The 24,735-nt window shown below is 40.1% G+C and carries 24 protein-coding genes and 2 riboswitches; of the genes, 17 read left to right on the top strand and 7 right to left on the bottom strand.

From position 1 onward, the window contains the following. Positions 1–13 precede the first annotated feature (13 nt). From NST09_RS18415 to NST09_RS18395, 5 genes are all read left to right on the top strand, one after another. Positions 14–652, top strand: coding sequence for a nitroreductase family protein (locus NST09_RS18415; protein ID WP_017368360.1), 639 nt, complete (start codon positions 14–16; stop codon positions 650–652). Positions 653–677: 25 nt separating this feature from the next. Next, the gene (locus NST09_RS18410) at positions 678–971 is read left to right on the top strand and encodes a putative quinol monooxygenase (protein WP_017358637.1); all 294 of its coding nucleotides are present in this window, start codon (positions 678–680) and stop codon (positions 969–971) included. Between the two features lie 191 nt (positions 972–1,162). Beyond that, a complete protein-coding gene (locus NST09_RS18405) occupies positions 1,163–3,544 on the top strand; it encodes an immune inhibitor A domain-containing protein (protein WP_025208238.1) in 2,382 nt (793 codons plus the stop codon). Positions 3,545–3,751: 207 nt separating this feature from the next. Next, positions 3,752–4,015 (top strand): ORF6C domain-containing protein, encoded by a 264-nt coding sequence (locus NST09_RS18400; protein ID WP_008345710.1) that lies wholly within the window; start codon positions 3,752–3,754, stop codon positions 4,013–4,015. Further along, entirely contained in the window at positions 4,012–4,383 is a 372-nt protein-coding gene (locus tag NST09_RS18395; protein WP_007498006.1) for a DUF1304 domain-containing protein, read from the top strand. The genes NST09_RS18400 and NST09_RS18395 overlap by 4 nt, the downstream gene beginning before the upstream one ends. Before the next feature lie 143 nt (positions 4,384–4,526). Here NST09_RS18395 and NST09_RS18390 read toward each other — a convergent pair whose 3' ends face one another. Beyond that, positions 4,527–4,691: a hypothetical protein gene (locus NST09_RS18390; RefSeq protein ID WP_342493197.1), complete on the bottom strand. Its 165-nt coding sequence runs from the start codon at positions 4,689–4,691 to the stop codon at positions 4,527–4,529. A 254-nt stretch (positions 4,692–4,945) separates the two neighbouring features. On the opposite strand from NST09_RS18390, the gene NST09_RS18385 reads away from it, so the two are divergent. The 11 genes from NST09_RS18385 (at position 4,946) to NST09_RS18335 (ending at position 17,351) form a co-directional block, all read left to right on the top strand. Beyond that, complete coding sequence (locus NST09_RS18385; RefSeq protein ID WP_017358640.1) at positions 4,946–5,602, top strand: type 1 glutamine amidotransferase domain-containing protein; 657 nt, start codon at positions 4,946–4,948, stop codon at positions 5,600–5,602. 141 nt (positions 5,603–5,743) lie between these two features. Further along, on the top strand, positions 5,744–6,871 hold the full coding sequence (locus tag NST09_RS18380; RefSeq protein WP_342493196.1) for a hypothetical protein: 1,128 nt from the start codon (positions 5,744–5,746) through the stop codon (positions 6,869–6,871). Positions 6,872–6,927: 56 nt separating this feature from the next. Next, positions 6,928–7,031: riboswitch (TPP riboswitch) on the top strand. An 87-nt stretch (positions 7,032–7,118) separates the two neighbouring features. After that, positions 7,119–7,805, top strand: a complete 687-nt coding sequence (tenA, locus tag NST09_RS18375) for a thiaminase II (protein WP_342493195.1) — start codon at positions 7,119–7,121, stop codon at positions 7,803–7,805. Continuing rightward, positions 7,802–8,401, top strand: coding sequence for an ECF transporter S component (locus tag NST09_RS18370; RefSeq protein WP_019743666.1), 600 nt, complete (start codon positions 7,802–7,804; stop codon positions 8,399–8,401). The genes tenA and NST09_RS18370 overlap by 4 nt, the downstream gene beginning before the upstream one ends. Then, complete coding sequence (locus tag NST09_RS18365; RefSeq protein WP_065461374.1) at positions 8,376–9,968, top strand: ABC transporter ATP-binding protein; 1,593 nt, start codon at positions 8,376–8,378, stop codon at positions 9,966–9,968. The genes NST09_RS18370 and NST09_RS18365 overlap by 26 nt, the downstream gene beginning before the upstream one ends. Then, positions 9,958–10,692 carry an energy-coupling factor transporter transmembrane component T gene (locus NST09_RS18360; RefSeq protein WP_216099227.1) on the top strand — a complete coding sequence of 245 codons (735 nt, stop codon included), beginning with the start codon at positions 9,958–9,960 and terminating at the stop codon, positions 10,690–10,692. The genes NST09_RS18365 and NST09_RS18360 overlap by 11 nt, the downstream gene beginning before the upstream one ends. Before the next feature lie 149 nt (positions 10,693–10,841). Further along, on the top strand, positions 10,842–11,681 hold the full coding sequence (locus NST09_RS18355; protein ID WP_024719223.1) for a methyl-accepting chemotaxis protein: 840 nt from the start codon (positions 10,842–10,844) through the stop codon (positions 11,679–11,681). A 173-nt stretch (positions 11,682–11,854) separates the two neighbouring features. Further along, entirely contained in the window at positions 11,855–12,670 is an 816-nt protein-coding gene (locus tag NST09_RS18350) for a YwqG family protein (RefSeq protein ID WP_342493194.1), read from the top strand. Positions 12,671–12,894: 224 nt separating this feature from the next. Beyond that, positions 12,895–13,728 carry a PRD domain-containing protein gene (locus tag NST09_RS18345; RefSeq protein WP_017368351.1) on the top strand — a complete coding sequence of 278 codons (834 nt, stop codon included), beginning with the start codon at positions 12,895–12,897 and terminating at the stop codon, positions 13,726–13,728. Between the two features lie 325 nt (positions 13,729–14,053). Further along, positions 14,054–15,961 (top strand): beta-glucoside-specific PTS transporter subunit IIABC, encoded by a 1,908-nt coding sequence (locus NST09_RS18340; RefSeq protein WP_342493193.1) that lies wholly within the window; start codon positions 14,054–14,056, stop codon positions 15,959–15,961. Then, positions 15,933–17,351, top strand: coding sequence for a glycoside hydrolase family 1 protein (locus NST09_RS18335; RefSeq protein WP_125589293.1), 1,419 nt, complete (start codon positions 15,933–15,935; stop codon positions 17,349–17,351). The genes NST09_RS18340 and NST09_RS18335 overlap by 29 nt, the downstream gene beginning before the upstream one ends. A 212-nt stretch (positions 17,352–17,563) precedes the next feature. On the opposite strand, the gene NST09_RS18330 is transcribed toward NST09_RS18335, so the two are convergent. The 3 genes from NST09_RS18330 to NST09_RS18320 form a co-directional block, all read right to left on the bottom strand. Next, positions 17,564–17,818, bottom strand: a complete 255-nt coding sequence (locus tag NST09_RS18330) for a hypothetical protein (RefSeq protein ID WP_213407087.1) — start codon at positions 17,816–17,818, stop codon at positions 17,564–17,566. Between the two features lie 115 nt (positions 17,819–17,933). Next, positions 17,934–18,923 carry a GNAT family N-acetyltransferase gene (locus NST09_RS18325; protein WP_331832181.1) on the bottom strand — a complete coding sequence of 330 codons (990 nt, stop codon included), beginning with the start codon at positions 18,921–18,923 and terminating at the stop codon, positions 17,934–17,936. Further along, complete coding sequence (locus NST09_RS18320; RefSeq protein ID WP_331832180.1) at positions 18,920–19,096, bottom strand: PqqD family protein; 177 nt, start codon at positions 19,094–19,096, stop codon at positions 18,920–18,922. Before NST09_RS18320 ends, NST09_RS18325 begins: the two co-directional genes overlap by 4 nt. Before the next feature lie 675 nt (positions 19,097–19,771). Between NST09_RS18320 and NST09_RS18315 the strand changes: the two genes are divergently transcribed. Further along, complete coding sequence (locus NST09_RS18315) at positions 19,772–20,383, top strand: cupin domain-containing protein (RefSeq protein ID WP_342493192.1); 612 nt, start codon at positions 19,772–19,774, stop codon at positions 20,381–20,383. A gap of 151 nt (positions 20,384–20,534) precedes the next feature. Here NST09_RS18315 and NST09_RS18310 read toward each other — a convergent pair whose 3' ends face one another. From NST09_RS18310 to NST09_RS18300, 3 genes are all read right to left on the bottom strand, one after another. Beyond that, positions 20,535–21,656: a 5-methyltetrahydropteroyltriglutamate--homocysteine S-methyltransferase gene (locus tag NST09_RS18310; protein ID WP_342493191.1), complete on the bottom strand. Its 1,122-nt coding sequence runs from the start codon at positions 21,654–21,656 to the stop codon at positions 20,535–20,537. Between the two features lie 87 nt (positions 21,657–21,743). Then, a riboswitch (SAM riboswitch) is annotated at positions 21,744–21,856 on the bottom strand. A gap of 81 nt (positions 21,857–21,937) precedes the next feature. Beyond that, on the bottom strand, positions 21,938–23,257 hold the full coding sequence (locus NST09_RS18305; protein WP_008345676.1) for a gluconate:H+ symporter: 1,320 nt from the start codon (positions 23,255–23,257) through the stop codon (positions 21,938–21,940). Positions 23,258–23,307: 50 nt separating this feature from the next. Then, entirely contained in the window at positions 23,308–24,729 is a 1,422-nt protein-coding gene (locus NST09_RS18300; RefSeq protein ID WP_342493190.1) for a four-carbon acid sugar kinase family protein, read from the bottom strand. Positions 24,730–24,735 lie beyond the last annotated feature (6 nt).

The raw sequence follows: 24,735 nt of genomic DNA, 5'->3' as shown, positions 1-24,735 counted from the left end.
AGGAGTGTTACACATGGCTACAACATTAAAAACAAACGATTTTATGGATATTATGAAAGGGCGCCGCTCCATTCGTAACTATGATCCAGCAGTGAAAATTAGCAAAGAAGAAATGACAGAAATTTTAGAAGAGGCAACAACAGCACCATCATCAGTGAATGCACAGCCTTGGCGCTTCATGGTCATTGACAGCCCAGAAGGAAAAGAAAAGCTTGCACCACTCGCAAAATTCAACCAAACACAAGTAGCTACATCATCAGCTGTCATCGCTGTGTTTGCAGATATGAAAAACAATGAATACTTAGAAGAAATTTATTCAAAAGCAGTAGAAAATGGCTACATGCCGCAGGAAGTAAAAGAAAGACAAATTGCTGCATTAACTGCACATTTTGAAGCTCTTCCAGAGCAAGTGAATCGTGAAACGATCTTAATTGACGGTGGACTTGTGTCAATGCAGCTGATGCTTGCTGCTCGTGCGCATGGCTATGATACAAACCCAATTGGCGGATATGACAAAGAAGTCATCGCTGAAACATTCGGCTGGGATAAAGAGCGTTATGTACCAGTTATGCTTCTATCCATTGGGAAAGCGGCTGACGAAGGTTATGCTTCTTACCGTTTACCGATCGACCGCATCACAGAGTGGAAATAATTTTTAAAAAAAGGGAGACGATCATATGATTATTATTCATGCAGGGATGACCATTCATCCAGAGAAAGAAAACGTATTTCTAGAAGAAATCAACGGTTTAATGAAAGCTTCACAGGAAGAAGAAGGCAATGTGTCCTACAAGCTTTTCAAGGATACAGAGAAAGAAAACACCTTTTTAATGCTCGAAGTGTGGAAAGATGAAGCAGCGGTTCAAAGCCATAATGCAAGTGCACATTTCCAAGCTTTCGTCGCAAAGGCAAAAGAATTTTTAGCCGCTCCACTTGATGTTGTTGCATATCAAGGAGAGCAGCTTTCATAGAAAAACAATAAAAGAACCCTAGGCATTTATAGCCTAGGGTTCTTTTATTGTCGACAATTCGTTTCACCTATTTCAATCACGTATTGTGCATTTTCCACAAAGTTTCTGAAAATAAAATGTTTTTCGACTTAAGTATATTGGAATATGCTAGAATTAGATATTATTTATTACCAAATTAGGGAGGAACCAATATGAAAAAAGGGAAATGGACAAGCATCGCACTAACAGCTGTCCTCAGTTTAGGCACATTGACAGCTTTCAGCACCCCTCTATCTGCCCACACCTCAGAAAAGTCAACATCCTCAGATGGTGGTCATTATTCAGGTATTCCATTCGACGCAAGCGTTGTCAATGAAGACCGCCTCATCAAAGCCTTGAAAAAACAAGGAAAGATCAAAAAGAATGCCAATGAGGCAGAAACCCAAAAAGCATTAAAGAACTACCTAAAGAAAAAAGAAGAAGCAGCGATGAAACAAAGCGCAAGTACCTTAACAGAAGAACCTGAATTCCTAAAAGAATACAAACAAAATGTACATAATAAACTAGCCAAAAAGAAAAAGTTAAAGAAGCATAAAGGAAAAGAAGGCAATCAAGTAAAGCCGGTGAAAAAGGAAAAATATAAAGGCGACGTCCGTAATGATAAAGTTTTGGTCTTATTAGTAGATTTTAAAGATTATAAGCATAATAGTATTAAAAAAGAAGAGACTGATATGTACTATGACAAGTACGATCAGCAGCACTACCAAGATATGCTTTTCGGAAAAAATGGCTACATTGGTCCAGATGGTAAAAGAAAAGTATCTATGAAGCAGTATTATGAAAAGCAGTCCGGTGGAAGCTACACGATTAGTGGAACAGTAGCTGGATGGTATACAGCCAAGCATGAAGCAGCATATTATGGCGGGAACGTACCAGACGAATCAGGAAGTGACGGCAGACCGCGCGAATTGGTGAAAGAAGCCCTCGAAGCAGCGGCAAAGGATCCAAACATTGACCTTGGTGAATATGATCAATGGGACCGCTATGATATGGATGGGGACGGTGTTTATAATGAGCCAGACGGTATCATTGACCACCTCATGGTTGTACACGCTGGCGTAGGTGAAGAAGCTGGCGGCGGACAGCTTGGCTCTGACGCGATTTGGTCGCATCGCTGGTCACTTGGTGATGTATTTGAGATTCCAAACACTGAATCAGAAGTGGGTCAAGGCGGAAAGTTAGGCGCTCTAGATTATACGATTGAGCCTGAAGATGGCGCAGCAGGTGTGTTCACACATGAATTTGGACATGATCTTGGTCTGCCTGATGAATACGATACACAATACACAGGCAGAGGAGAGCCCGTTTCTTATTGGTCTATCATGTCAAGCGGAAGCTGGGCAGGTAAAGTACCTGGTACGGAACCAACAGGTTTTAGTCCATATGCAAAAGAAATGCTTCAAAACTTGCATGGCGGCAACTGGCTTTCTGGAAAAACCATTGATGGTAAGACATTAACAAAAAGCAAAACAGTTTTAATCGATGAAGCAGCAACAAAAGGAACCAACCATGATGCGGTTCGAGTCGATTTGCCAGATAAAGAGATTGTGGTCACTCAGCCTGCACAAGGGCAATATTCATACTTCAGCGGAACAGGTGACAATTTGAATGCTACCATGACGACATCTGGGATTGATTTGTCGAAGGGAAGCAAAGCCGAGCTTACGTTTAAAGCATGGTACGATATCGAAGAAGATTATGACTATGCGTATGTAGAAGTTCGTGAAACTGGGACAGACAAATGGACAACCATTGCTGGTAATATTACGAATGATCGAAATGAGGCAGGAGCGAATGAAGGCAATGGCATCGATGGAAAATCAGATGGATGGGTAGATGCATCCTTTGATCTTTCTGCTTATGCAGGGAAGAAGATCGATCTGCAATTCCGCTATACAACCGATGCAGGATATTCACTGCCAGGTTTATTTGTAGATGATCTAAAGATTACAGCAGATGGATCAAAAGTGTGGTCAGATGATGCCGAGGGAACGTCCACGTTCACTTTTAATGGATTCTCTCAATCTAATGGAAAACAATATGCCGCTCAGTATTATTTACTAGAATGGCGCTCTTATGCTGATGTCGATAAAGGCTTAAAGCATATCAAACGAGGAGCAAGTCTGATGAGCTATAATAACGGTTTGGTCGTGTGGTACGTCGATCAATCGTACAGTGATAACTGGGTTGGAAAACATCCAGGGAACGGCTTCCTTGGAGTCGTAGATGCAGATCAACAAGTGTTGAAATGGAGTGACGGCTCTATTGCAGCGACAGGTTTCCAAGTACATGATGCAGCATTCTCTTTGAATCCAAGCACGAAGCTGAATATTGATTATACAGCGACAACAGGCTTAACCTTAGAGGATCGCTATATCCGCCCAACGCGTACATTTAGTGATAAAAAGAACTATGTGAATCCAAATAACCCGGATGCAGGACGTGATGTGCCAACATACGGCCTATCCTTTAAAGTCGTCGGACAAAGTAAGGACCGTTCTGTTGGAAAGGTATTAATTTCTAAAAGCAACTAAACAAAAAGCCGGATTCTATCCATGAATCCGGCTTTTTGATACGTTAAGACATGGATTTTTAGCGTATGACTCGTCTTTGATCGAATGTTTGTTCTTTTTTATTTTGATATCCGAATGAAACCATTATATAATAGAGGTTGGAAGGTTTTTCTTTCATTCAATGTTCTTTTTAGTTGTTAAAAAACCAAGAAAGGATGAGCGTTACCAATGAGTTGTGTCACTGCCAAGCAATTAAAGGTGATTCGAGGGACGATGCAGACTTTTTGCAGCCATTTAGAGTATGATGGCCACGGTAAGCTTCATATTAATACCATCATGGCTTTTATTAAAAAGGAATTTGGTGTAAGAAAAATGAAAGACATTCCACAAAGTCGTTTTCATGAGGCGTTAGAGCTAATCCAAGACTTTGATTTATACACGGACAAAATACAAATACGAGACCGTCTATCAGAAAGGAATTCACTAAATTGAATATTTTAGCAATGATTTTAGTAGGAATTGTCGCTTTAGAGCACATTGTCATCATGTTACTAGAAATGTTTTTTATGGAATCAAAAATGGCGAAAAGATCTTTCAATCTGCCTGAACACTTACAAAAGGATCCAAATGTGAAAGTGATGTTTGCTAATCAAGGGCTATACAATGGCTTTCTAGCTGCTGGACTCATTTGGGGGCTCATTCTTGGTTCGAATACCGTAGGATATATGATTCAGCTATTTTTCGTTCTTTGTGTGTTCATCGCAGCAGTATTTGGCGGGGTGACGTCTAATAAATCGATTATCATCAAACAAGGGTTACCAGCTTTTCTTGCATTAATTGCACTTATCCTGGCTATATAATCCTATCAGCGTGATAGAAAACCTTTGCAGTTTAGGAAGGACGAGCATCGGAGCGAATTTGACATTGGTGAGCACCGAAGCGCAGGACTGACACCGAATGCGAGGGTTTGTCTACACAGTAAAGCCGCCCCAGAGGGCGGCTTTTATCTTTTACGCATTCCCATCAAACGAATAATGGACGTAAGACAAAGGGCAACAGCGACAGCCAATATGATTTTTCCATACATGACGCCCGTAAGATTCATTAAAAAGACAGTCAATATGATACAGAGCGTGATGATAATCATCACAATCGAATAGGTTTTCATCTCTTTTTCCACTCCTTTTAAATTCCCTCTAGCGCAAGAGGTCTGTCAATTGTTTCTCATATTATATCATTTCATCACAATTTTACATGAAATTCCCTGTCAATAGAATGTGACAGAATGATTAGATTTGAAGTGAGGCTATATTTTTTAAAAAATCGGGTATAACATAAAGAGTTGTATCCAAGTCTGATTGCTTGATATTTAATTGTGCAAAATATAAAATAGCCACATGATAAATAGAAAGGATGATAAAGTTGAGCAAGAACGTTTTATTAGTATCAACAAGCAGCTCAGAAATGAACGGACACCCAACAGGCTTATGGCTAGAAGAATTGGCCGAGCCATTTCATATTTTTAAAGAAAATGGACTCAACGTGCAAATTGTTTCAATAAAAGGTGGAACAGTACCGATCGATAAAAATTCAATTCCTGAAGGAGTTCCAGCACAATATCAAGATGTGTATGAATTACTTCAAGACACAAAGGCACTGACAGATGTAAACCCAGCTGAGTATGATGGCATTTTCTTTGCTGGAGGACATGGCCCAATGATCGACTTTGCATCCAATCAATTGGTTGCCGATGCGATCTTAGCGATTTCAGACAAAAATGGAGCCGTTGGGGCAGTTTGCCATGGCGTTTCTGCCTTTGTTGATGTGAAGGATCGTGATGGAAAATCATTTATCGACGGCAAGAAAATAACAGGATTCACAAATGAGGAAGAGGATGCTGTTCAGCTGACATCTAAAGTTCCATTTTTATTGGAAACAAAACTTCGCGAGCAAGGGGCAGCATTTGAAAAAGGCGATGCATTTGCGCCATTCGCTGTTGTAGATGGACAAATCATTACTGGACAAAATCCAGGATCAAGTGCAGAAACAGCACGCTTATTTGTCAAAACCATTGCATAAATCATCAAAAAAACCAGTCGTGACTCATACGGCTGGTTTTTTGTTATGAAAATTTCCTAAAAAAGTCCAAAACAAGTATTAGAAAAATGGTAAAATAATCACAGGGTAAAAAACCCAAATTAGGGAAAAGGGGATGTTCCTGTGAGAGCATTTTATGTCAAAATCACCGCCGCCTTACTGTCTATTTTATTGGTCACAACAGGTTTATTTTCACCAGCAATCAAAGCAGAAGATACACCAAAACCAAGTGAAAAAGTATCGCCACTGACTGAAAAAGCCATTCAGCAAGTGCAAGAGTCGTTTGAAAAGCAGGATAAAGGGACTGCGGTTCAACAGAAGGAAGTAAAAAAATCATTTAAAGTAGATAAGAAAAAGGGAATGAGTATTAAACGAAAAGCGGCTGCAGATGGAAAGATGCGCACGTCTGCCGTTCGCTCTATTGATGGACTAGCCATTAATCAATCGGCAGTTTTAAACGAGGAAGATCCAGTTGATTTATGGTTCTTAAGTACATCGTCCCCTCAGGCGCTCATCAGCAGGATTACCTCTCCAAATGCTGATTATTTCGTTCAGTTATTTGTTATTGATTATGAAGAAGGACAAGCTTATCCAACGGATCTGATTCAACCAGCAGGCAGTCTGCTTGCGTTAAGCAATTTACCAGCGGGTGATTATGCGTTTGGTATTACTAGCGGTGGAGACTTTGGAGACTCATATACATTACAGGTGAATGCAAAAAACCCACCAAATTTCACAGGTGCTGAATCCCTGTCATCAACGTTGCAATACTTTGTTGCTTCGTATGCCAATGGGGATGTTTTCGCAAATGGTACAAAAGTGTATAACAAACAATCTAAGACCGCTGATTATAAATGGGAGCGTGTATTTTATTTCTCATATGATGGAAAATATCAACAGAGAACGCATTCTGTTGACAGTGTAAAAGTGAAAAGTATTTCGGCACCAGTATCGTACTCTGCTCCATACGCGAGTTCCTCTGAGGCCATTCTTGTCTACTTAGATGTGGAGACATTATTTATGTATCATGAATCATCGTTTGCTAGTGGGCAGTACTACCATAGCAGCTTTGTTGATACTCTCGGAAAGACAACGCCAAGGCGTTTAGACATTGATGATCTGACCAATTATGGCGATCATATTTTGGCTGTTGATATAAAGACAGGAAAGCCAATTGATTTCTTCAGTGTCCTTAATTTCTACTATGCAGCAGGGATCGAGAAGCTGCCAACGATCAATACATTGAATTAAGATCGGCGGTTGACATCAAATCGCCACATGTGTAGAGTAAAGATAATTAAATGACAAAAGTCCACTAGGGGAGTCATGTATGACTGAGACAAGAGAAAATCTTGGACCCTTTGAACCTGATCTAGTTTGTACTAGCGGAGGGAAGTGGAGCAGGACCTTGTCTTATTCATGATTGAATCGATAAGAAGGCCGCTCCATTTGGGGTGGCTTTTTCATTTATTCAACTGAAAAAGAGGAGGCTTTTTTTATGACATTTTCAACGCAATTAAGGCAAGAAGCAGAACCATTATTTGAAGCGATTTATCAGCATCCGTTTGTGAGAGGACTTGCAGCAGGAGAACTCGAAAAGGAACAGATCATTCATTATGTCAAACAGGATGCAGAATATTTAAATGCCTTTATTAAAATTTATGCGGCAGCCATCAGCAGATGTACAGACAGAGAGGACATTACCTTTTTCCATCAACAAATGGCTTTTGTCCTTGATAGTGAGACACATCCTCATCAAAACCTTTGCCGGGTGGCAGGTGTCGCTTATGATGAACTGCAAGGTGCATCTTTGGCGCCAAGTGCTCATCACTATATTCATCACATGCTGCAAGTCGCCGAGGAAGGGACGCTAGGAGAAATCATTGCGGTTTTGCTCCCTTGCCCTTGGACCTATTGGGAAATAGGCAAACGAATGCTTAAAGATGTTGAGCCCGCCCCTGCCCATCCATTCTATGAGTGGATCACGTTTTATGGCGGGTTAACGGACTCTGTTACAGTGGAGCTTTGCAAACGGCTTGATCAGTGGGCGGAAGGAGCAAGTGAGAAGGAAAAGGAGAAAATGAAACAGCACTTCATCTTAAGCTGTCAGCTTGAGTATAAATTCTGGGACATGGCCTTTACTGTCGAAGAGTGGCCTGTCCAAATGGAGGTGCATTCTTCATGACATGGAAGATGAAAGAAGTCGTTCTCGCTGTCATTTTATCAGTGGCATGCGGAGTTATCTATTTAGGGTGGTCGACGCTTTATTTACCGATTACAGCCCTTGTCGGTCCAGCAGGAGGCAACATCATGTTCGGAATTTGGGTCATTGCCAGTCCAATCGTTGCTTACATTATCCAAAAGCCAGGAGCTGCCCTCATCGCAGAAACAGCTGCCGCTGCCGTGGAATTACTGACAGGTAGCCACTTCGGTCTTTCTGCGCTTTTGATTGGTGTATGCCAAGGACTTGGAGCAGAAATCGCCTTCGCTCTATTTGGCTATAAGCGATATCGCATGTGGACACTCATGTTGTCTGGTGCCTTTGCAGCAGTAGGGGCAATGGCATATAGCCTCATTGCCAATGGATTCGGCTATTACACGCCTCAAGTGTTACTCATGACTCTTGTCACTCAAGTCATCAGCGGTATGTTACTCGGCGGTTGCTTGGCAAAGGTTGTGGTGGATGCTTTATCTAAAACGGGTGTGCTGAATCAATATGCCATCATGAAAGAAAAACGAAGTAAGGGTGACCAGCATGGATTCATTTCTCGCGTGCAGTAATCTCACTGTCCGTTTTTATGAACAGGCGAATCCCGTTCTTCATCAAGTATCTCTTTCTATTCAAAAGGGGGAAAAGGTGCTGATATTAGGACCAAGTGGAAGCGGGAAATCTACGCTGATTTCTGTGCTTGCTGGTATTATTCCAGAGCATATGGAAGCTGAAGTACAGGGAGAAGTGATGCGGCAAAGGCATACTGGTGTCATGTTTCAAGACCCAGATTCGCAGTTTTGTATGCACCGAGTCAATGAAGAAATTGCGTTTAGCTTAGAGAATCGATCTGTCCCTCGAGAACAAATGGATGACATGATTCAACATCTCATGAAAAAGGTACAGCTGGATGTTGACCCAAATACAGATATTCATACCTTATCTGGCGGAATGAAGCAGCGGTTGGCGCTTGCTTGTTTACTAGCATTAGAGCCAGATGTCCTGTTCTTTGATGAACCGACTGCACAGCTTGATCCAGCAGGAAGAATGGAGATATTTCAATTACTTCAGCAGCTTTCGGCTGAACAGAATCAGACGATGATTTTTGTGGAGCATGTGTTAGACGGTGTCATCGAGTGGATGGATCGGGTGATCTTGTTAGATCTTCAAGGCTGTATTATAGCAGATGGAACGCCAAAAGACGTGATGAACACATTTGAGGGAGAAATGAAAGAAGCCGGCATTTGGCGTCCGAAAATATTTCCCGAGAAATGGTCCACTATCGTACAAGATCCGTTTCATCCACTGAGTCAAACACTCTTGCAAACCTTTGAGGCGAGAAAAGAACGTCATGAGACATCAACAAATCGAGAGACAATCATTCGCACAGATCATCTACAATTAAGCTACGGGAAAAAAAGCATTATAGATGACCTGCACCTTGATATAAAAGCAGGAGATTGGGTTGCGATCATCGGTGAAAATGGAAGCGGAAAAAGTACGTTTCTTAAACATGTCATCCGTTTAGAACCAATAAAGAAAGGTCACATTTTTTTAAAAGGAAAACACCTGAAAAAGTGGTCTGACCGAACATTATATGAAAAAGCAGGCTTTGTATTTCAAAATCCAGAACTTCAATTTATACAGGACACAGTGTTTGATGAAATCGCATTTGGTGGGAGACAGCGAAATTGGCCAGAGTCTGTGGTGCAAGAAAAAACGAATCAGCTATTGGCAGAGTTCGGTCTAGAGAAGCATAGAGACGCGCATCCTTTCACCTTAAGCTTAGGACAAAAAAGAAGATTAAGTGTTGCCACGATGCTTCTTTTTGATCAGGATGTACTCATTTTAGATGAGCCGACCTTCGGGCAGGATGAGAAAACGGCGAGGGAGTTAATCCGGCGTTTAAAAGAACGTCAACGACAAGGCACCACTATTATCATGGTCACACATGATATGGAACTCGTTGATGAGTGCGCTGATCAAGTGCTTGTTTTTCATCAAGGGGAGCATGTTTATGATGGTACGCCTTTTGATTTATTTTCTCATCAGGAACTTGTCACTTCCTGTGAGCTGAGAGTGCCGTTACATTATCGCTATATGGCTGAAAGAAAGGAAGTGATGACGATTGCAAAGTAATCACTCCTTTCTATCCACTGTAAATCCAGTCATGAAATTACTCGCCCATCTCCTTGCGATGTGCTGTCTGATGGCGATTTCTGATCCTAAAACGACGTTCATCATCTGGCTGTTTGCACTTGGAATTGGACTTGTCCTAGGCGGCTGGAATTTGAAATACCTCATCACCAGACTTGTACCTTATCTGCTCTTTTTCATTCTCGTGTTTTGGATGATGGCGGCCTTTGGCAAGGGAGATCATACAGTTTGGAAGTGGGCATGGTTTCATATCACAGAGGAGAGTTTAACAAATGGGCTGACCATTTCTTTTAGAATGCTTGGCTTTGTGACATTTGGTCTCCTTTTTACATCAACAACTGATTTGACGGCCTTTATGATGAGCTTAATCCATCAATGCCGAATGTCACCCAAATGGGCATATGGGATGCTGGCAGGCTTCCGGTTTATCCCGTTGTTTCAAAGTGAATTGAAGCAAATGAAGGCTGCACATAAAATTAGAGGTTACAAGCAAAAAAACAGCTGGAAAGCCTTTATACGTTATGCACTCCCCCTTTTCACGCAAGGCGTACGGAAATCTGAACGACTAGCCATTGCGATGGAAGCAAGAGGCTTCACAGGGACGAGGGAGAGAACATATTATCATGTCATCAGCACTTCATGGATCGACTGCATGTATCTTTTTTTCATCGTCATCAGTGTGTTGATATGCATGTTCTTTTTTTAAAAACAGCCACATTCTCTTGATAGAATGTGGCTGTTTTATATGTCTTAGGTCGTTTGGTTGATATTAGTACACATTGCAGGCTGTAATAGATCATATAAAGAACCGATAAAGAGAGTGTACTGAGAAAAAGAGAGGATGAACGTGAGCGAATGTCACAGAGAATTGATAACATAATAGACGCTTTACCAATCGTTGGACTAGCTATGAGAGAGCAGCTAACCTTTTCTGTATTAGGGAAAGAGAAGGTTCTTTATTATCAGCAGCACGGGAACATTGACTTAGGGTTTAAAGCAGGGGACGTTGTAGCTCCCGGGTTCCAAAACTTTTCGATGTTGAAAAATGGGAGAGAGCCATCGTTTATCCAGATTCCTAAAGAGGTGTACGGAATTCCTATGGACATCGTCGCCGTCCCGATTAAAGATGACAATGGTCAAGTGATCGCTGCCTTCTGTGTAGCATATGACCAAACGAATCAACAACGATTAGAACACATTATGACGGAAAGTAACGATGCTTCCGAAAAACTAGTCGCGATGGTACAGCAAGTGGCTGCACATTCAGAGGAACTACAAGCGACAAGTGAACAAATTCTACAAAATACAAAAACTACTGTCGAAAATTCCTCTAAAATCAACCAAGTGTCTAATCTCATCAAAGGTATCTCTGATCAAACGAACTTACTTGGACTCAATGCATCCATTGAGGCTGCAAGAGTCGGTGAAGCAGGAGCAGGCTTTGGGGTGGTTGCTACGGAAGTGAGAAAGCTGTCTACTCACGCGAAGCAAGCAACGACTGATATTGAAACAGCGCTAAAAGATGTGCAAGGCTCAATCAAAGGAATGGAAGAAGAAATAGCACAAATCGTGGCTTCTTCTGAACATCAAGCAGAACTCGTTGGCACTTTCACAAAAATTATTGAGGGGCTGCACGAAACGAACGAAACGATGAAATCATTGGCAACAGACTTAGTGAATTATCAAGTGAAATAAATAAACGAATCACAAAACCTCCAGCCGTATCGGAGGTTTTTTAACGTGTTGAAGTGAGTTTTTTGTCATGATATTGACGGGTTTTTCACTGACAGGGAAGTTACACTTCTGTATGATAGAAAAAGAGAGACCTGTTTTGATCATTAGACCTATTCATAAGGAGGAAGACCATCTTGACACAATCAGCAAAGCTGCAAGAAGTACTTGCGCCTTACCGTCCATTGCTAGATCAAACTGAAAAACCACTGATTCAATTACAGATAAAACAAGGAAAAACGGGACCATATGACAGCAAAATAGCAGGTGATCCTTATTTCCCAAAAAACGACGAATATCCCGTTGATGGAGAAGGCCATCCTATGAAGTTGCTGGCACAAATCAATTTCGGCCAGCTGCCAAAACTGAAAGATTACCCAGAAACAGGACTTTTGCAAGTGTTTATTTCTGTACATGATGATCTTTATGGGATGAATATTGACCAAAAAACAGAGCAAAAAGATTTTCGGATCAAATTTATTGAGGAATCTTTCTTAGCTGAAGAAGACTTATTGACTGATTTTTCATTCGTGAAAATTCCTGACGATTTTTATTTTCCAGTTACGAAGGAAGGTGCAATTACAGGTGAATTATCAAGCGAAACGATCAGTGTAGGAGATTTCCGCTTTGAAAAAGTCACAGGAAAGCAAAGCTGGGATCTATTCGAAGATGCTGTTGGTATTGATGGTGATGAAGCAGATCAATTGCTAGATGAATTTTATGAGACAGCAAGTGGTTTTGGCCATAAAGTTGGCGGATATCCAGGTTTTACACAAGAAGACCCGCGTACCTATGTAGACCAAGAACATACTGTGCTATTATTGCAAATTGACTCAGATGATGAAGTGGACATGTTGTGGGGAGATTGCGGCATTGCTAACTTTTTTATCAAACCAGAAGACCTCAAACGAAAACATTTCGAAAATGTCGTCTATAACTGGGATTGCTCCTAATTTTGTAAAAAACACTCTTTTTGAAGAGTGTTTTTTGTCTGTTTTTAGCCTTTTTGCCCCTAAATCGTCATTTCTGAGAGGTAATATGTCATTCTTTCTAGTTGACCGTATCAAAAAAAAATGTAAAATCATCTTAAAGTCCTCTTTTTTGAAAATAATAATAAAATGACATATCAATCAACAATGAAATGCTCGAAAAAGCGGAATGTACTGGGGGGGATCAATTGATCATTTCGAAAGTAATCAACAATAATGTGGTCAGTGCGTATGATGACGAGCAGCATGAGCTGGTCATTATGGGCAGAGGGATTGCGTTTCAAAAGAAAAGCGGAGACCCAATTGACGAAGAACGTATCGAAAAAGTATTTTCCATTCAAAATAAAGATATATCAGAAAAATTCAAAACCCTGCTTTATGATATTCCGATCGAGTATATGCAAGTGTGTGAGGCAATTATCGATCACGCGAGAACGACCCTTAACAAAAATTTAAATGACAGCATCTATGTCACGTTAACGGATCATATTACCTTTGCTATTGAACGTCATCAAAAAGGAATGGACATTAAAAATGCCTTGCTTTGGGAAATCAAACGGCTGTACAAAGAGGAATTCATGTGTGGTGTAGAAGCTATTCGGATCATACAGGACAAGCTCAACATCCATCTTCCCGAGGATGAAGCAGGCTTTATTGCGATGCATATTGTCAATGCAGAACTGAATGAGGAAATGCCGAATGTCATTCAAATTACAAAACTGATTCAAGATATTTTAAACATCGTAAAGTATCATTTCCAAATTGATTTGGACGAAGAATCATTAAATTATTTCCGTTTTGTTACGCATTTGAAGTTTTTTGGACAGCGTCTGTTTAACGAAACACAAATGGAAAATCAAAATGAGTTTCTGTATGAAGTGGTAAAGGAAAAAAATACAGCCGCTTTTCAATGTGCAGAGAAAATTAATGACTATGTTCAAAAAGAATACAACCGAAGTCTCATAGAAGATGAGATGTTATACTTAACTTTGCACATCGATCGAGTCATAAAAAGAAAATAAATCAAAAAGAAAGCGTTGACATATCAAAATTAACATGCTAATTTATAACTATAAACTCAATAACCCACAATCTTTTAGGATTGTTACTGGTCAAGCAGGCAAAACCTAAATCATTGTCCCTATCTTTGATAAGGCGTGATTTAGGTTTTTTTGTATCTAAAGGCTTATAAAATTGAATAACGATCAATCGCTATGAAGGATTGTTACTGGTTAAGCAGGCAAAACCTAAATATCGATTAATGTCTGAATCGCTATTTTTCGGGCATTAATGGATGTTTAGGTTTTTTCTATATCAAGATGAAATCAACGATTGGAGGGTAACACAATGAACCACAAACAAACAGCAAAAGAAGTTCTAGAGCTTGTCGGCGGTGAAAAGAATGTTAAGCATGTCACGCACTGTATGACAAGGCTCCGATTCAACTTATACGATGAAAGCAAAGCGGATAAAGAGAAGCTGCAATCAACAGACGGCGTCATGGGCGTGAATCAAAGCGGCGGTCAATACCATGTCATTATTGGCAACGACGTATCAAACGTCTATCAAGCAATGATTGCTGATTCTGGGTTATCAACAGATGTAAAGTCAGGCGGTTCAGAAGAAGCTTCAAAACAAAATGTGATTTCAAAGCTTTTTGATTTTATCTCTGGCGTCTTCACACCGATTCTTCCAGCTATCGCTGGAGCTGGTATGATTAAAGGGATCTTGGCATTAATGCTGACGTTCCAATGGATCTCAGATAAAAGCAGCACATATGCGATTTTAACAGCTATCGGAGACGGAGCCTTTTACTTCTTACCGATTCTGCTCGCTGTAAGCGTAGCCAAAAAAATTGGCACAAATCAGTATATCGCCGCTGCCATTGCAGCAGCCGCACTGCACCCGCAGCTCACTGCTTTACTAGGTGCAGGAAATACAGAATTTCTAGGCTTGCCAGTGGTTGCCGTTGTGTACTCTTCATCGGTGATTCCAATTCTACTCACTATCTGGCTCGGCTCATATGTGGAAAGATTCGCAGAAAAATACAGTCCGAAATCACTAAAAATCATTCTTGTCCCAACAGTTACACTTCTTGTCGTGGTACCAGTTATGCTCATCGCGGTTGGACCGCTTGGTGGGATTATCGGAAATGGTCTTTCAGGTGGAATTGATTTATTGTTCAAACATGCAGGTATTTTGGCCGGACTCTTAATCGGTGGCTTTATGTCACCATTGATCATTACGGGCATGCACTATGCACTACTTCCAATCATGATCAACAACATTACATTAAACGGTTTTGACTTCATTCTTCCAATGATGTTTGTAGCGAATATGGCACAAGCAGGCGCAGCATTCGGTGTCTTCTTAAGATCAAAAAACAAAACATTCAAATCATTGGCGATGTCTACAAGTATCACTGCGTTAATGGGTATTACTGAACCTGCTATGTATGGTGTGAACATGCGATTGAAAAAACCGTTCCTTGCAGCCCTCATTGGTGCAGCAGCAGGCGGCGTGTTCATGTCTATCTTCAAAGTAAAGTCATATGTGATATCAGGATCAGCAGGTCTTCCAGGTCTCCCAACGTTCATTGGACCGACATTTGTTTACTCCATCATTGGATTAGTGATCGGCTTTGTTGTAGCAACCATCATGACACTTGTTCTAGGGTTCAAAGATGTACCAGTGAAAGATGATACAAAAGCAGACAAACCAGAAGAAAAGAAAGACACAGTAGCGCTTCAAAATGAAGTGGTACAAAGCCCGCTTGAAGGTCAACTAAAGCCGCTCAATCAAGTAAATGATGCAACATTCTCTAATGAAATCATGGGTAAAGGAACAGCCATTGTCCCAACAGTTGGACGTATAGTAGCACCGTTCAACGGCAAAGTTGAAACCATTTTCCAAACGAAACATGCCATTGGTTTAAAAAGTGATCAAGGCACAGAGCTTCTCATCCATGTGGGGATTGATACAGTAAAACTTGGCGGTAAACATTTCACAAGTCATGTGCAGTCAGGTGATCTCGTTCAAGCAGGAGATCTGCTAGTTGAATTTGATATCAATGGCATTCAGCAAGAAGGCTATGATGTAACAACGCCAATTATCGTCACCAACACAAATGATTTTGCACAAGTTGATGCGAAAACAGATGGGGCGATTACAGTAAAAGAGGCATTGCTTACAGTCAGTGTAGAAGAAAATGAGGAGGGCATTCAACATGACGAATTTAGAAAAAACATTTCCTAAAGGTTTCTTATGGGGCGGCGCGGTAGCCGCCAACCAAATTGAAGGCGCTTATAACAAAGATGGAAAAGGCTTGTCGACAGCCGATATATCACCACACGGTATTATGCACCCATTCGATGAATCAATGAAAGATCTTAACTTATATCATGATGCGATCGACTTCTATCATCGCTACAAAGAAGATATTGCCCTGTTTGCAGAAATGGGATTCAAGTGCTTCAGACTATCCATTTCTTGGCCACGTATTTTCCCAAATGGCGACGATGCGGAACCGAATGAAGCGGGCCTCGCTTTCTATGAAAAAGTATTTGATGAACTGCATAAGCATGGAATTGAGCCAGTTGTCACGATCTCTCACTATGAAATGCCACTTGCACTTGTGAAAAACTACGGCGGATGGAGAAACCGTAAGCTTGTGGGTCTTTATGAAACATACGCTAAAACATTATTCACTCGCTTTAAAGATAAAGTGAAATATTGGATGACCTTCAATGAAATTAACGTCGTCTTACATGCTCCTTTCACAGGGGGCGGCCTTGTATTTGAAGAAGGCGAAGACGAGAAGAGCATTCAATATCAAGCAGCGCATCACCAATTTGTTGCAAGTGCTCTAGCTGTTAAAGCAGGACACGAAATCATTCCTGATGCGAAAATCGGTTGTATGATTGCAGCGATGACAACTTATCCGTACAGCTCAAGACCAGAAGATATGTTTGCTGCGATTGAACAAGATCGTAAAACATTGTTCTTCTCAGATGTACAGGCAAGAGGTTATTACCCTGGATACATGAAACGTTATTTCCTGGAAAATAACATCAACATTGAGTTCCAAGACGGTGACGAAGACATTCTAAGAAACCATACAGTCGACTATATTGGCTTCAGCTATTATATGAGTTTTGTGACAAGTACAGATCCAGAGGTTCTTGGACAAGTGACTGGTGGCAACCTATTTGAAGGCGTGAAAAACCCTTATCTAGAAGCAAGTGATTGGGGCTGGCAAATTGATCCAAAAGGACTTCGTACAACACTAAACCAACTATATGACCGCTACCAAAAACCATTGTTTATCGTAGAAAATGGATTGGGTGCTGTGGATCAAGTAGAAGAAGACGGCTCCATTCAAGACGATTACCGAATTGATTACCTCAGAAGCCATTTGCTTGAGGCAAGAGAAGCGATCGCAGACGGCGTTGATCTGATCGGCTATACAAGCTGGGGCCCAATTGACCTTGTCAGCGCATCAACAGCTGAAATGAAAAAACGCTACGGCTTCATTTATGTCGACCGTGATAACGAAGGAAAAGGTACATTAGATCGAAAGAAAAAGAAAAGCTTTGATTGGTATAAACAAGTGATTGCGACAAATGGAAAGCATTTAGACGCATAAATAGAGAAAATATTGTTTGGTTTCTTTGAGAACACACGGTTTCATAAAACGATGAAAACAATTTGAATCGAGGCATTATCATTCTTTAGGTGTCACTTTGGAATGATAATGCTTTTTGTTTTATGAAAAAGACAAAATTGTACAAAAAATAAACCACACTTTAAATTTTTGTGTGGTTCAAATAAATCATATGATCTTTCGAATATATTTATTTATGCTTTTGAAGAAGAGCTTTGATCTTCAAAAAGTGGTTTTAATTCGATAATATCAAGTAATACTGATTCTTCAAGTCTTTCTTTTATATATCTAAAGTCTTGATTATTTTGAGATATAATATTTTTTATGGATTTGATACCATTGATTTTACTTAAAAAAGTAAACCATTCATAAGCAGCGCGTGAATCAACAAGGTATTCAATGCTATTATTAATAGTGATATATAATAAGTTATCCTCTTGTAAAGGCATTAAAACATCTATGTTTTCTTTTAGTATTGGAATGTGTAATGTATTAATCGTGAGAGCTGCGTCTTGGTTTAAGTTAAAAGTGAAATCGCAATAACAATCAATCTGCTTTTTATAGTCATCGTATCAACCTTTTTTCAAATTCTAATTCATCTTTGACATTTATTCCGTAATTTCCTATAGAGGGAATTGTCGGCTTAAGCATTCTTGCTTTATCAATTGCACCGATATAGATGTTTTTGAAAGAATATCCCTTTCTTTGATAAAACCTAATGGCATTTAAGTTATCATTACTAGTGATTAAATTAATAGATTGTATATTTTGTGTTTTTAGATGTTGTTCTAACTCAAAAAGCAATTTACTGCCAACCCCATGGTACTTTTCTAGAGCCTCTAAAGTCAGGATTTCTGCCTCTTCTTTGAATATTTTGTAAACTAATATTCCTACTATAGTATCTCCACGTTTAGCCAACATAATGTTTTCATTTAAAACATTATAAGTTGTCCCTTTAGACACCATAGTCGTTCCACCCCAATGTTCATTGAAAAAACATGTTAACCAAGAAAAGTCTTTTGAACTTGGCTGAGTTACTGTCAATTCTTCTGAAAGAGACCATTTTTTTGAAAGCTGGATATGAGCTATTTCGTTGTCATTCGCTTGATCCTTAGAAAAATTGATTGAGATACCTAGTTTTTCGGCGTTTATTTGAGAAAGTTTTTGTGCGTAGTTCGAAAAATCTTCAGGGTCAATACCAAAATGAAAAAAACTTTCAGGTGGATTCTTTTTGTACCACAATTTGCTACTGATGACATATTCGTTTTGTTTTGTTTCAGTTATGTTGATATCATCATATAATAGTGCTCTTCCTTCAATAAACTCTACGACAAATTCATCTAATTTGTTTTGAGTAAATAAACGGTTTTTTTCTTGAAAATATCCTATTGCACTTAATTTACTGTGAATCCAATTAATTAAATCATCCTCGTTTAGTTCATGATCTCTTGCTAGTGCCATTAGCATTGCAATGTAATTAACGATTGTTTTGCTTCTCTTAGTTGAAATGTTTTTATAGATGTTTTCTAGAATATCATCATTCAGTTTATTCATTTTACATATACAACTTCCTTTTCAATTAATTGTTTACTCAATGCTTGGAGGTCTTTGATACAAGTTTGAACATCTGTATCATATTCTTCAGCAATTTCCGTTACTATTGAAATAAACTCTCTTTGTCCGTCAATTCGTTCATAAAAATCAGCTTCGACTTGATTTAGGGACATGCCCGGTTCGATAATGATACCTTTTAAGTACTTTCTTGTTCATTATCAGGATTTTTTACGAAAATTGTATTATTCTTCATTGTGATTCCCTTCATTCTTTTTTCTATAACAAGGTACCAAGATTGTAGCTTTGGCTCGTTTGTGTCAGGGGATGATTTAAGATTTTATTATCTTCAAAGGATATATGTATAGTTGATTTTCTTTGACAAAATCATTATATAAATAACATTCGTCATGAGTCAGCAAAGCACTCCTTTCATAAAGTGTTAGGGTATGAAAAACTAGTTATTAATGTCCTCCAGCAACAACTACATTACGAATCTCAACAAGACATGGAGTTTTATTTTTTTGATGTAACATTCCTCCTGTATATGTATTAAATTCCTATTTTATATCCTAACAAAAGTGATAATAGCATGCCGTTTATATTTTTTTCAATATTTAAATAATGATTTTTTAACAAATTTTATGTTTATAAAGTAATAGTGATGAGTAGATTGATGTTGCAAATAGATTGATAGTTTGTAAAAAAGAAATTGGAGAAAATACAAAAGATGGCTAGAATCATCGGTTATTTTAATCTAGGAAGGCGTTTATGGTTTTAGAGAGCTGTATATCCACTAAATTGAATTCTAAATGGTATAGGATAATCTTTTAGGCTTGCCTGAGGGAACAATGGCAAAAGCAGTATTGTACGCTGCTAAAGAATCAGCTGGATTTTCAGCACATTTTGATGCGTATTGCAATTTCATTTTTCAACTTAAAGGGAAAAAGAAATGGAAGTTGGCTGAAAATTTTAATACAGTGAATCCACTTCAACATTATGAATTAATTGAGGCTCCTCATTTGCCAGAGCCATTAAAGTCGTATTGGAATGGTGATTTTCCTGATGAAAATTTATCTAATGGAAGGGAATTGATTTTGGATACGGGATCATTTTTATTTCTTCCAAGAGGTTGTTGGCATTCAACTAGTTCTTCTGAAGAAACCATTGCATTAAACTTTACCTTCGGTCAGCCAGCTTGGCTAGATCTAATTTTAATAGAATTAAGGAATCGATTGATTCAAAAAGACGAATGGAGAGAACTGGTTAATATTGATCTTTTGGATGAAAATGAACGAAAAAAGGCAGAAGAAAAATTAAAATCAATGATAAATAATTTGCCAAACGATTTCAAGGGAATTTCAGTAGGGGATATACTGGCAAGAAAGAAAGATGACTTAGATGTATATCAATCTACACAACTTGTTGTAAGACAACTTATGAGTATAAAAGATGGTTTTTAAGAAGATAACTTATATTCATTATCTTCTTAACTCTACTATAGAAGTATGACGATTAAACTTCATATAATGTTGATAGAGATGACAAAAAATAAAGAACCGCCAAAAAAGCGGTTCTTTATTATGACGGTAAGCTTTTTCTGCAGATTTCCGCCTATTTCCACACTTGATCCGCAATCTCAATCACATGACGCAGCTTTTCCCATTGCTGTTCTTCTGTTAACAAATTGCCTTCCTCTGTTGAGGCGAATCCGCATTGTGGGCTCAAACAGATTTGGTTGATGTCCACATATTGAGCCGCTTCCTCGATTCGTCTTTTGATCTGATCGACGGGTTCAAGTTCTCCGTACTTTGAAGTGACAAGACCTAGTACGATTTGAAGGTTTGGATTTTTCACATAACGCAGGGGTTCAAATCCGCCAGAACGGTCATCGTCGAATTCTAAGAAGAGACCATCCAAATCGAGACCCGCAAAAATCGTTTCTGCCGCTGCCTCGTAACCACCTTCGGCTGCCCAAGTTGATTTAAAGTTACCACGGCAAATGTGCATAGTGATCACTAAATCATCTGGTCGATCGGCAACCGCTTCATTGATTGTTTTCGCAAACGATTCACGCAGTTCATCTTCCTCGCGGCCAAAAGCTTTGATTTGTTCATGTCCTTTTTCAGAAAAGAACACAGCCCAAGCTGTATCATCTAGCTGTAAGTAACGGCAGCCTGCATCATAAAAAGCACGGATGGCTTTTTTATAAGCTTGTGCCACGTCACGGTGAAAATCATCTAAGCTGTCGTACACACCTTCTTCAAGCTTTCCACGGAAAAAGAGCATATTCGGACTTGGAATCGTCATTTTAGCCGTATGATCACCCGCGATGCTGTGAAGGAAGCGATAATCCTCCAGCATTGGATGATCAGTAAAATCAATCTTACCTGTTACTTTGATGCCTCTCGCTTTTGTCGTCGTATTGTGGAATTGAATGCCTTGGTCTGCTTCAAATCCTTCGACCCCATCAAGCCCTTCTAGAAAGTCAAAATGCCACCATGCACGTCTGAATTCTCCATCTGTGACAACCTCTAATCCAATTTCTTTTTGCTTCTCTACAATACGAGTGATTTCTTCGTTTTCAATTTGTCTGAGCTGTTCTGCTGTCAGTGTACCGTCTGCTTTTTGCTTGCGGGCTTCTTTGATGCGTTCAGAACGAAGTAAACTCCCTACTTGATCTGCGCGAAATGGCGGCTTTGTTGTTGTCTTACCAATGGTTTGTACTTGTGTCATGCTGAATCCCTTCTTTCTTCAGGTTATAAATCAAATAAAAAAGCTCTTCCTTGGATAAGGAAGAGCATCATATACTGTGAGATCTCTGCCTTATCTTCAAACAAGCATCAGCTTGCTTAAGGAATTAGCACCATTCTGTTCCTAGGAACAGCGGTTGCCGGGTTTCACAGGGCCAGTCCCTCCACCACTCTTAATAAGGTTACCTTTGATTCAATTTTCTTAATAAACACAATTATTCAATCTTTTCGAGAAAAAGTCAATGGTTTTTCCTATTTATTTTCCTACATAAACAAATCAGCGACGAGAACACCGGCTAATCCAACAAGTGATAGAACAGTCACCATTAATGTCCAAGTTTTAAAAGTTTGAGCCATCGACAAATTAAAGTATTCTTTGTAAATCCAGAAACCTGCATCATTCACATGAGAGAATGTTATACTGCCGGCGCCTGTTGCAATCACCATTAATTCTGGGCTGACTCCCGTCAAACCAATTAGCGGTGCAGAAATGCCAGCTGCTGTGAGACCCGCGACAGTTGCTGACCCTAAAGAGACACGAAGGACAGCTGCAATCAGCCAAGTGAGGAGCAGAGGAGACAGTGTGCTTCCTTGCATAATCCCTGCAATGTATTGATCAACACCGCTGTCAATGAGCACCTGTTTAAAGGCGCCGCCGCCAGCAATGATCAATAGAATCATCGCAATGGAGCCAATTGAATCCGTAATCGACTTCATGACGTCCTGCATGCTCTTTCCTCTGCCAAGACCAAATGTGTAGATGGCAAGCAACACAGAGATTAATAGGGCAATCGCCGGCTCACCTAAAAACTCAGCCGCCGGTAGCAGCGGGGAGGACGGGAAGAAAATTTCTAAACATGCTCTGAATGTCATGAGCAATACAGGTAAAATAGCGGTGAAAATACTAATGCCGAAGCTTGGCATTTCCTCTTCTGTAAATTCCTTTGGATTAAACAAGTCCTTTGGAATGTGTGCATGCAGTTGGTCTTTCTTAAATAGTTTCGTAAACAGAAGTCCGCCTACTAAAACAGCAGGAATGGCTAAAATAATTCCAACCAATAAGGTTTGTCCCATGTTGGCTTGAAATACATTGGCAATGGCTGTCGGCCCTGGGTGAGGAGGGAGGAAGCCATGTGTGGTAATGAGTGCAGCGACGAGCGGCATTCCCACATACAACACAGGGAGTCTTGCGGCTTGAGCAATGGTAAAGACTAATGGAATAAGAATAATGAATCCGGTTTCATAAAATAGAGCAATTCCGATAACAAATCCAGTCAGCATCGTCGCCCATTGGATTTTCCCGATACCAAAGCGGTCGATGAGTGTCATGGCAATACGCTGAGCACCGCCAGAATCAGCCATCAATTTACCAAGCATCGCTCCAAAGCCAAGAACCAACGCCAGATGGCCGAGTGTACTTCCAAGCCCTTTTTCGACTGAAGCAATCGCTTCAAGTGGTGACATGCCTTCTAAAACGGCAACGATTAAAGAGACAATAATCAACGAAATGAAAGCGTTTAACTTAAAGACAACCATGAGTAAAAGTAATAACAAAACGCCAAGTCCGATAAAAACTAACGACATGATCTTTCCTCCTTTGTGCTGCATCAGGGAGCGTGAACGCTCCCTCTGCTTTATCCTTCAAGTATGTCTACTGCTTCTTTTAACGTATCCTTTGAGCCAACATTTCCCGGGAAAATCACATAAGACATAAATGGGAATTTGCTTTCTTCTCCTGTTTGCCAAACGGGAATACCTGGTCTGATTTGACCTGCGACGGTCGCACGTTTGACGCTGAGTCCTCTTGTTCCAATATCGCTAGAGGTGATTCCACCTTTGGCAATGAGGTACTTAGGGCGAATGGAGAGGCGCTGAACAATGCTTGTCACCGCATCACTAATCTGAACAGACAGTTTCAATTCTTCCTCTTGACGATCGTCCCCAAGATCAAGCCGTTCTCTCCTTGTATAAATAGCAACCGATTGCCCGGTTGTTAAAAGCCGTTCAGTTTGTTGAATCACGCGGTCAATTTCCTCTTGAAATGCTTCAGGTTCTAACACGAGGTGTGTATCAAATTCAATAAATGCAATGTCTTTATTTTGCTGCAGCGCTCGCAATTGTTCGGTTGTTTTTTTGACATGGGAACCGACCATGATGAGGCCACCGTGCGTGCTTTCTTCCTGTATTAAGTCTTGTCTAGTTAATAGTGCTTGATCCTCAACACCGCCAAGCACTTTTGTGAGAGCTGCGGCACTTCTAAATAGAAAGTGCTGACCTGCTTTGATGGCATCTATGAGGGCAATGACAAAGACTTTGACATCGTCATAGTCTACTGCATTTACAACCACTTTTTGAAAATCCTTCACGGTCATCAGCTGATCCTTGATTTGTTCAATACGTAAAGCCCGGATATCTTCTAAAGAAATATAAGTAGTGTTTTCCTTAGTGAACGATCCGTTTGATTTCTCTTCGATCCATTCTCCGAGGTGAGAAGATTGAAATCCGAATGTACGATCCAATGCAAATTCTGTGTCACCAGCAGGAATTAATTCGTGACCTTCCTGTACGTAGTGAATATTGCCAATCGTAAAGCGGCCGCCTTCTTTAAAAAAGGGAAGAAGGATTTCGCCGTCAAATTGGCGGGAGCTTTGCTGTTCAATGGTCGTTCTGAGAATGTGAGTCTCTAGCGGGAAGTGTCCACGCAGGGTGGAGTCCCCCCGGCTGACAATGATGAAATTTTGATCAAGCCGTTCAGCCGTTTTCACAATCGTTGATGCGATCGTTTCATGAAGAACCGCCGTTTCTTTCTCTGTCATACTGCGAGAGTTGGTTAAGATAAAGAACATACGGCTGTCTTCAAGAAAACCAGCTTCAATGCTTTTCTCTGACCAATCGGTGAAAACAGAGACGCCGTGTACGGTTTGAATGCCTGTTGGGTCATCGTCTAATACAATCACTTTATGGTGGAAATGGTTTAGTGCTTGTTCGTATGCTGATTGAATGCGCTCTGAATCCGCTTTCGGAATGGCATTTAATAACTCAATGCTTTGTTTCATAGAACC

The organism is Bacillus sp. FSL W7-1346, from assembly GCF_038593335.1.
Lineage (GTDB): Bacteria > Bacillota > Bacilli > Bacillales > Bacillaceae > Bacillus > Bacillus altitudinis.
Note: the sequence above shows the minus strand (reverse complement) of the source record. Positions and strands in the feature narration are given on the sequence as shown.

Coding starts and splice junctions, on each gene's coding strand:
- NST09_RS18415 (WP_017368360.1), top strand. CDS start 14: ATGGCTACAACATTAAAAACAAACGATTTTATGGATATTATGAAAGGG.
- NST09_RS18410 (WP_017358637.1), top strand. CDS start 678: ATGATTATTATTCATGCAGGGATGACCATTCATCCAGAGAAAGAAAAC.
- NST09_RS18405 (WP_025208238.1), top strand. CDS start 1,163: ATGAAAAAAGGGAAATGGACAAGCATCGCACTAACAGCTGTCCTCAGT.
- NST09_RS18400 (WP_008345710.1), top strand. CDS start 3,752: ATGAGTTGTGTCACTGCCAAGCAATTAAAGGTGATTCGAGGGACGATG.
- NST09_RS18390 (WP_342493197.1), bottom strand. CDS start 4,691: ATGAAAACCTATTCGATTGTGATGATTATCATCACGCTCTGTATCATA.
- tenA (WP_342493195.1), top strand. CDS start 7,119: ATGACATTTTCAACGCAATTAAGGCAAGAAGCAGAACCATTATTTGAA.
- NST09_RS18370 (WP_019743666.1), top strand. CDS start 7,802: ATGACATGGAAGATGAAAGAAGTCGTTCTCGCTGTCATTTTATCAGTG.
- NST09_RS18365 (WP_065461374.1), top strand. CDS start 8,376: ATGGATTCATTTCTCGCGTGCAGTAATCTCACTGTCCGTTTTTATGAA.
- NST09_RS18355 (WP_024719223.1), top strand. CDS start 10,842: ATGTCACAGAGAATTGATAACATAATAGACGCTTTACCAATCGTTGGA.
- NST09_RS18340 (WP_342493193.1), top strand. CDS start 14,054: ATGAACCACAAACAAACAGCAAAAGAAGTTCTAGAGCTTGTCGGCGGT.
- NST09_RS18335 (WP_125589293.1), top strand. CDS start 15,933: ATGACGAATTTAGAAAAAACATTTCCTAAAGGTTTCTTATGGGGCGGC.
- NST09_RS18330 (WP_213407087.1), bottom strand. CDS start 17,818: ATGCCTTTACAAGAGGATAACTTATTATATATCACTATTAATAATAGC.
- NST09_RS18325 (WP_331832181.1), bottom strand. CDS start 18,923: ATGAATAAACTGAATGATGATATTCTAGAAAACATCTATAAAAACATT.
- NST09_RS18320 (WP_331832180.1), bottom strand. CDS start 19,096: ATGTCCCTAAATCAAGTCGAAGCTGATTTTTATGAACGAATTGACGGA.
- NST09_RS18315 (WP_342493192.1), top strand. CDS start 19,772: ATGGCAAAAGCAGTATTGTACGCTGCTAAAGAATCAGCTGGATTTTCA.
- NST09_RS18310 (WP_342493191.1), bottom strand. CDS start 21,656: ATGACACAAGTACAAACCATTGGTAAGACAACAACAAAGCCGCCATTT.
- NST09_RS18305 (WP_008345676.1), bottom strand. CDS start 23,257: ATGTCGTTAGTTTTTATCGGACTTGGCGTTTTGTTATTACTTTTACTC.
- NST09_RS18300 (WP_342493190.1), bottom strand. CDS start 24,729: ATGAAACAAAGCATTGAGTTATTAAATGCCATTCCGAAAGCGGATTCA.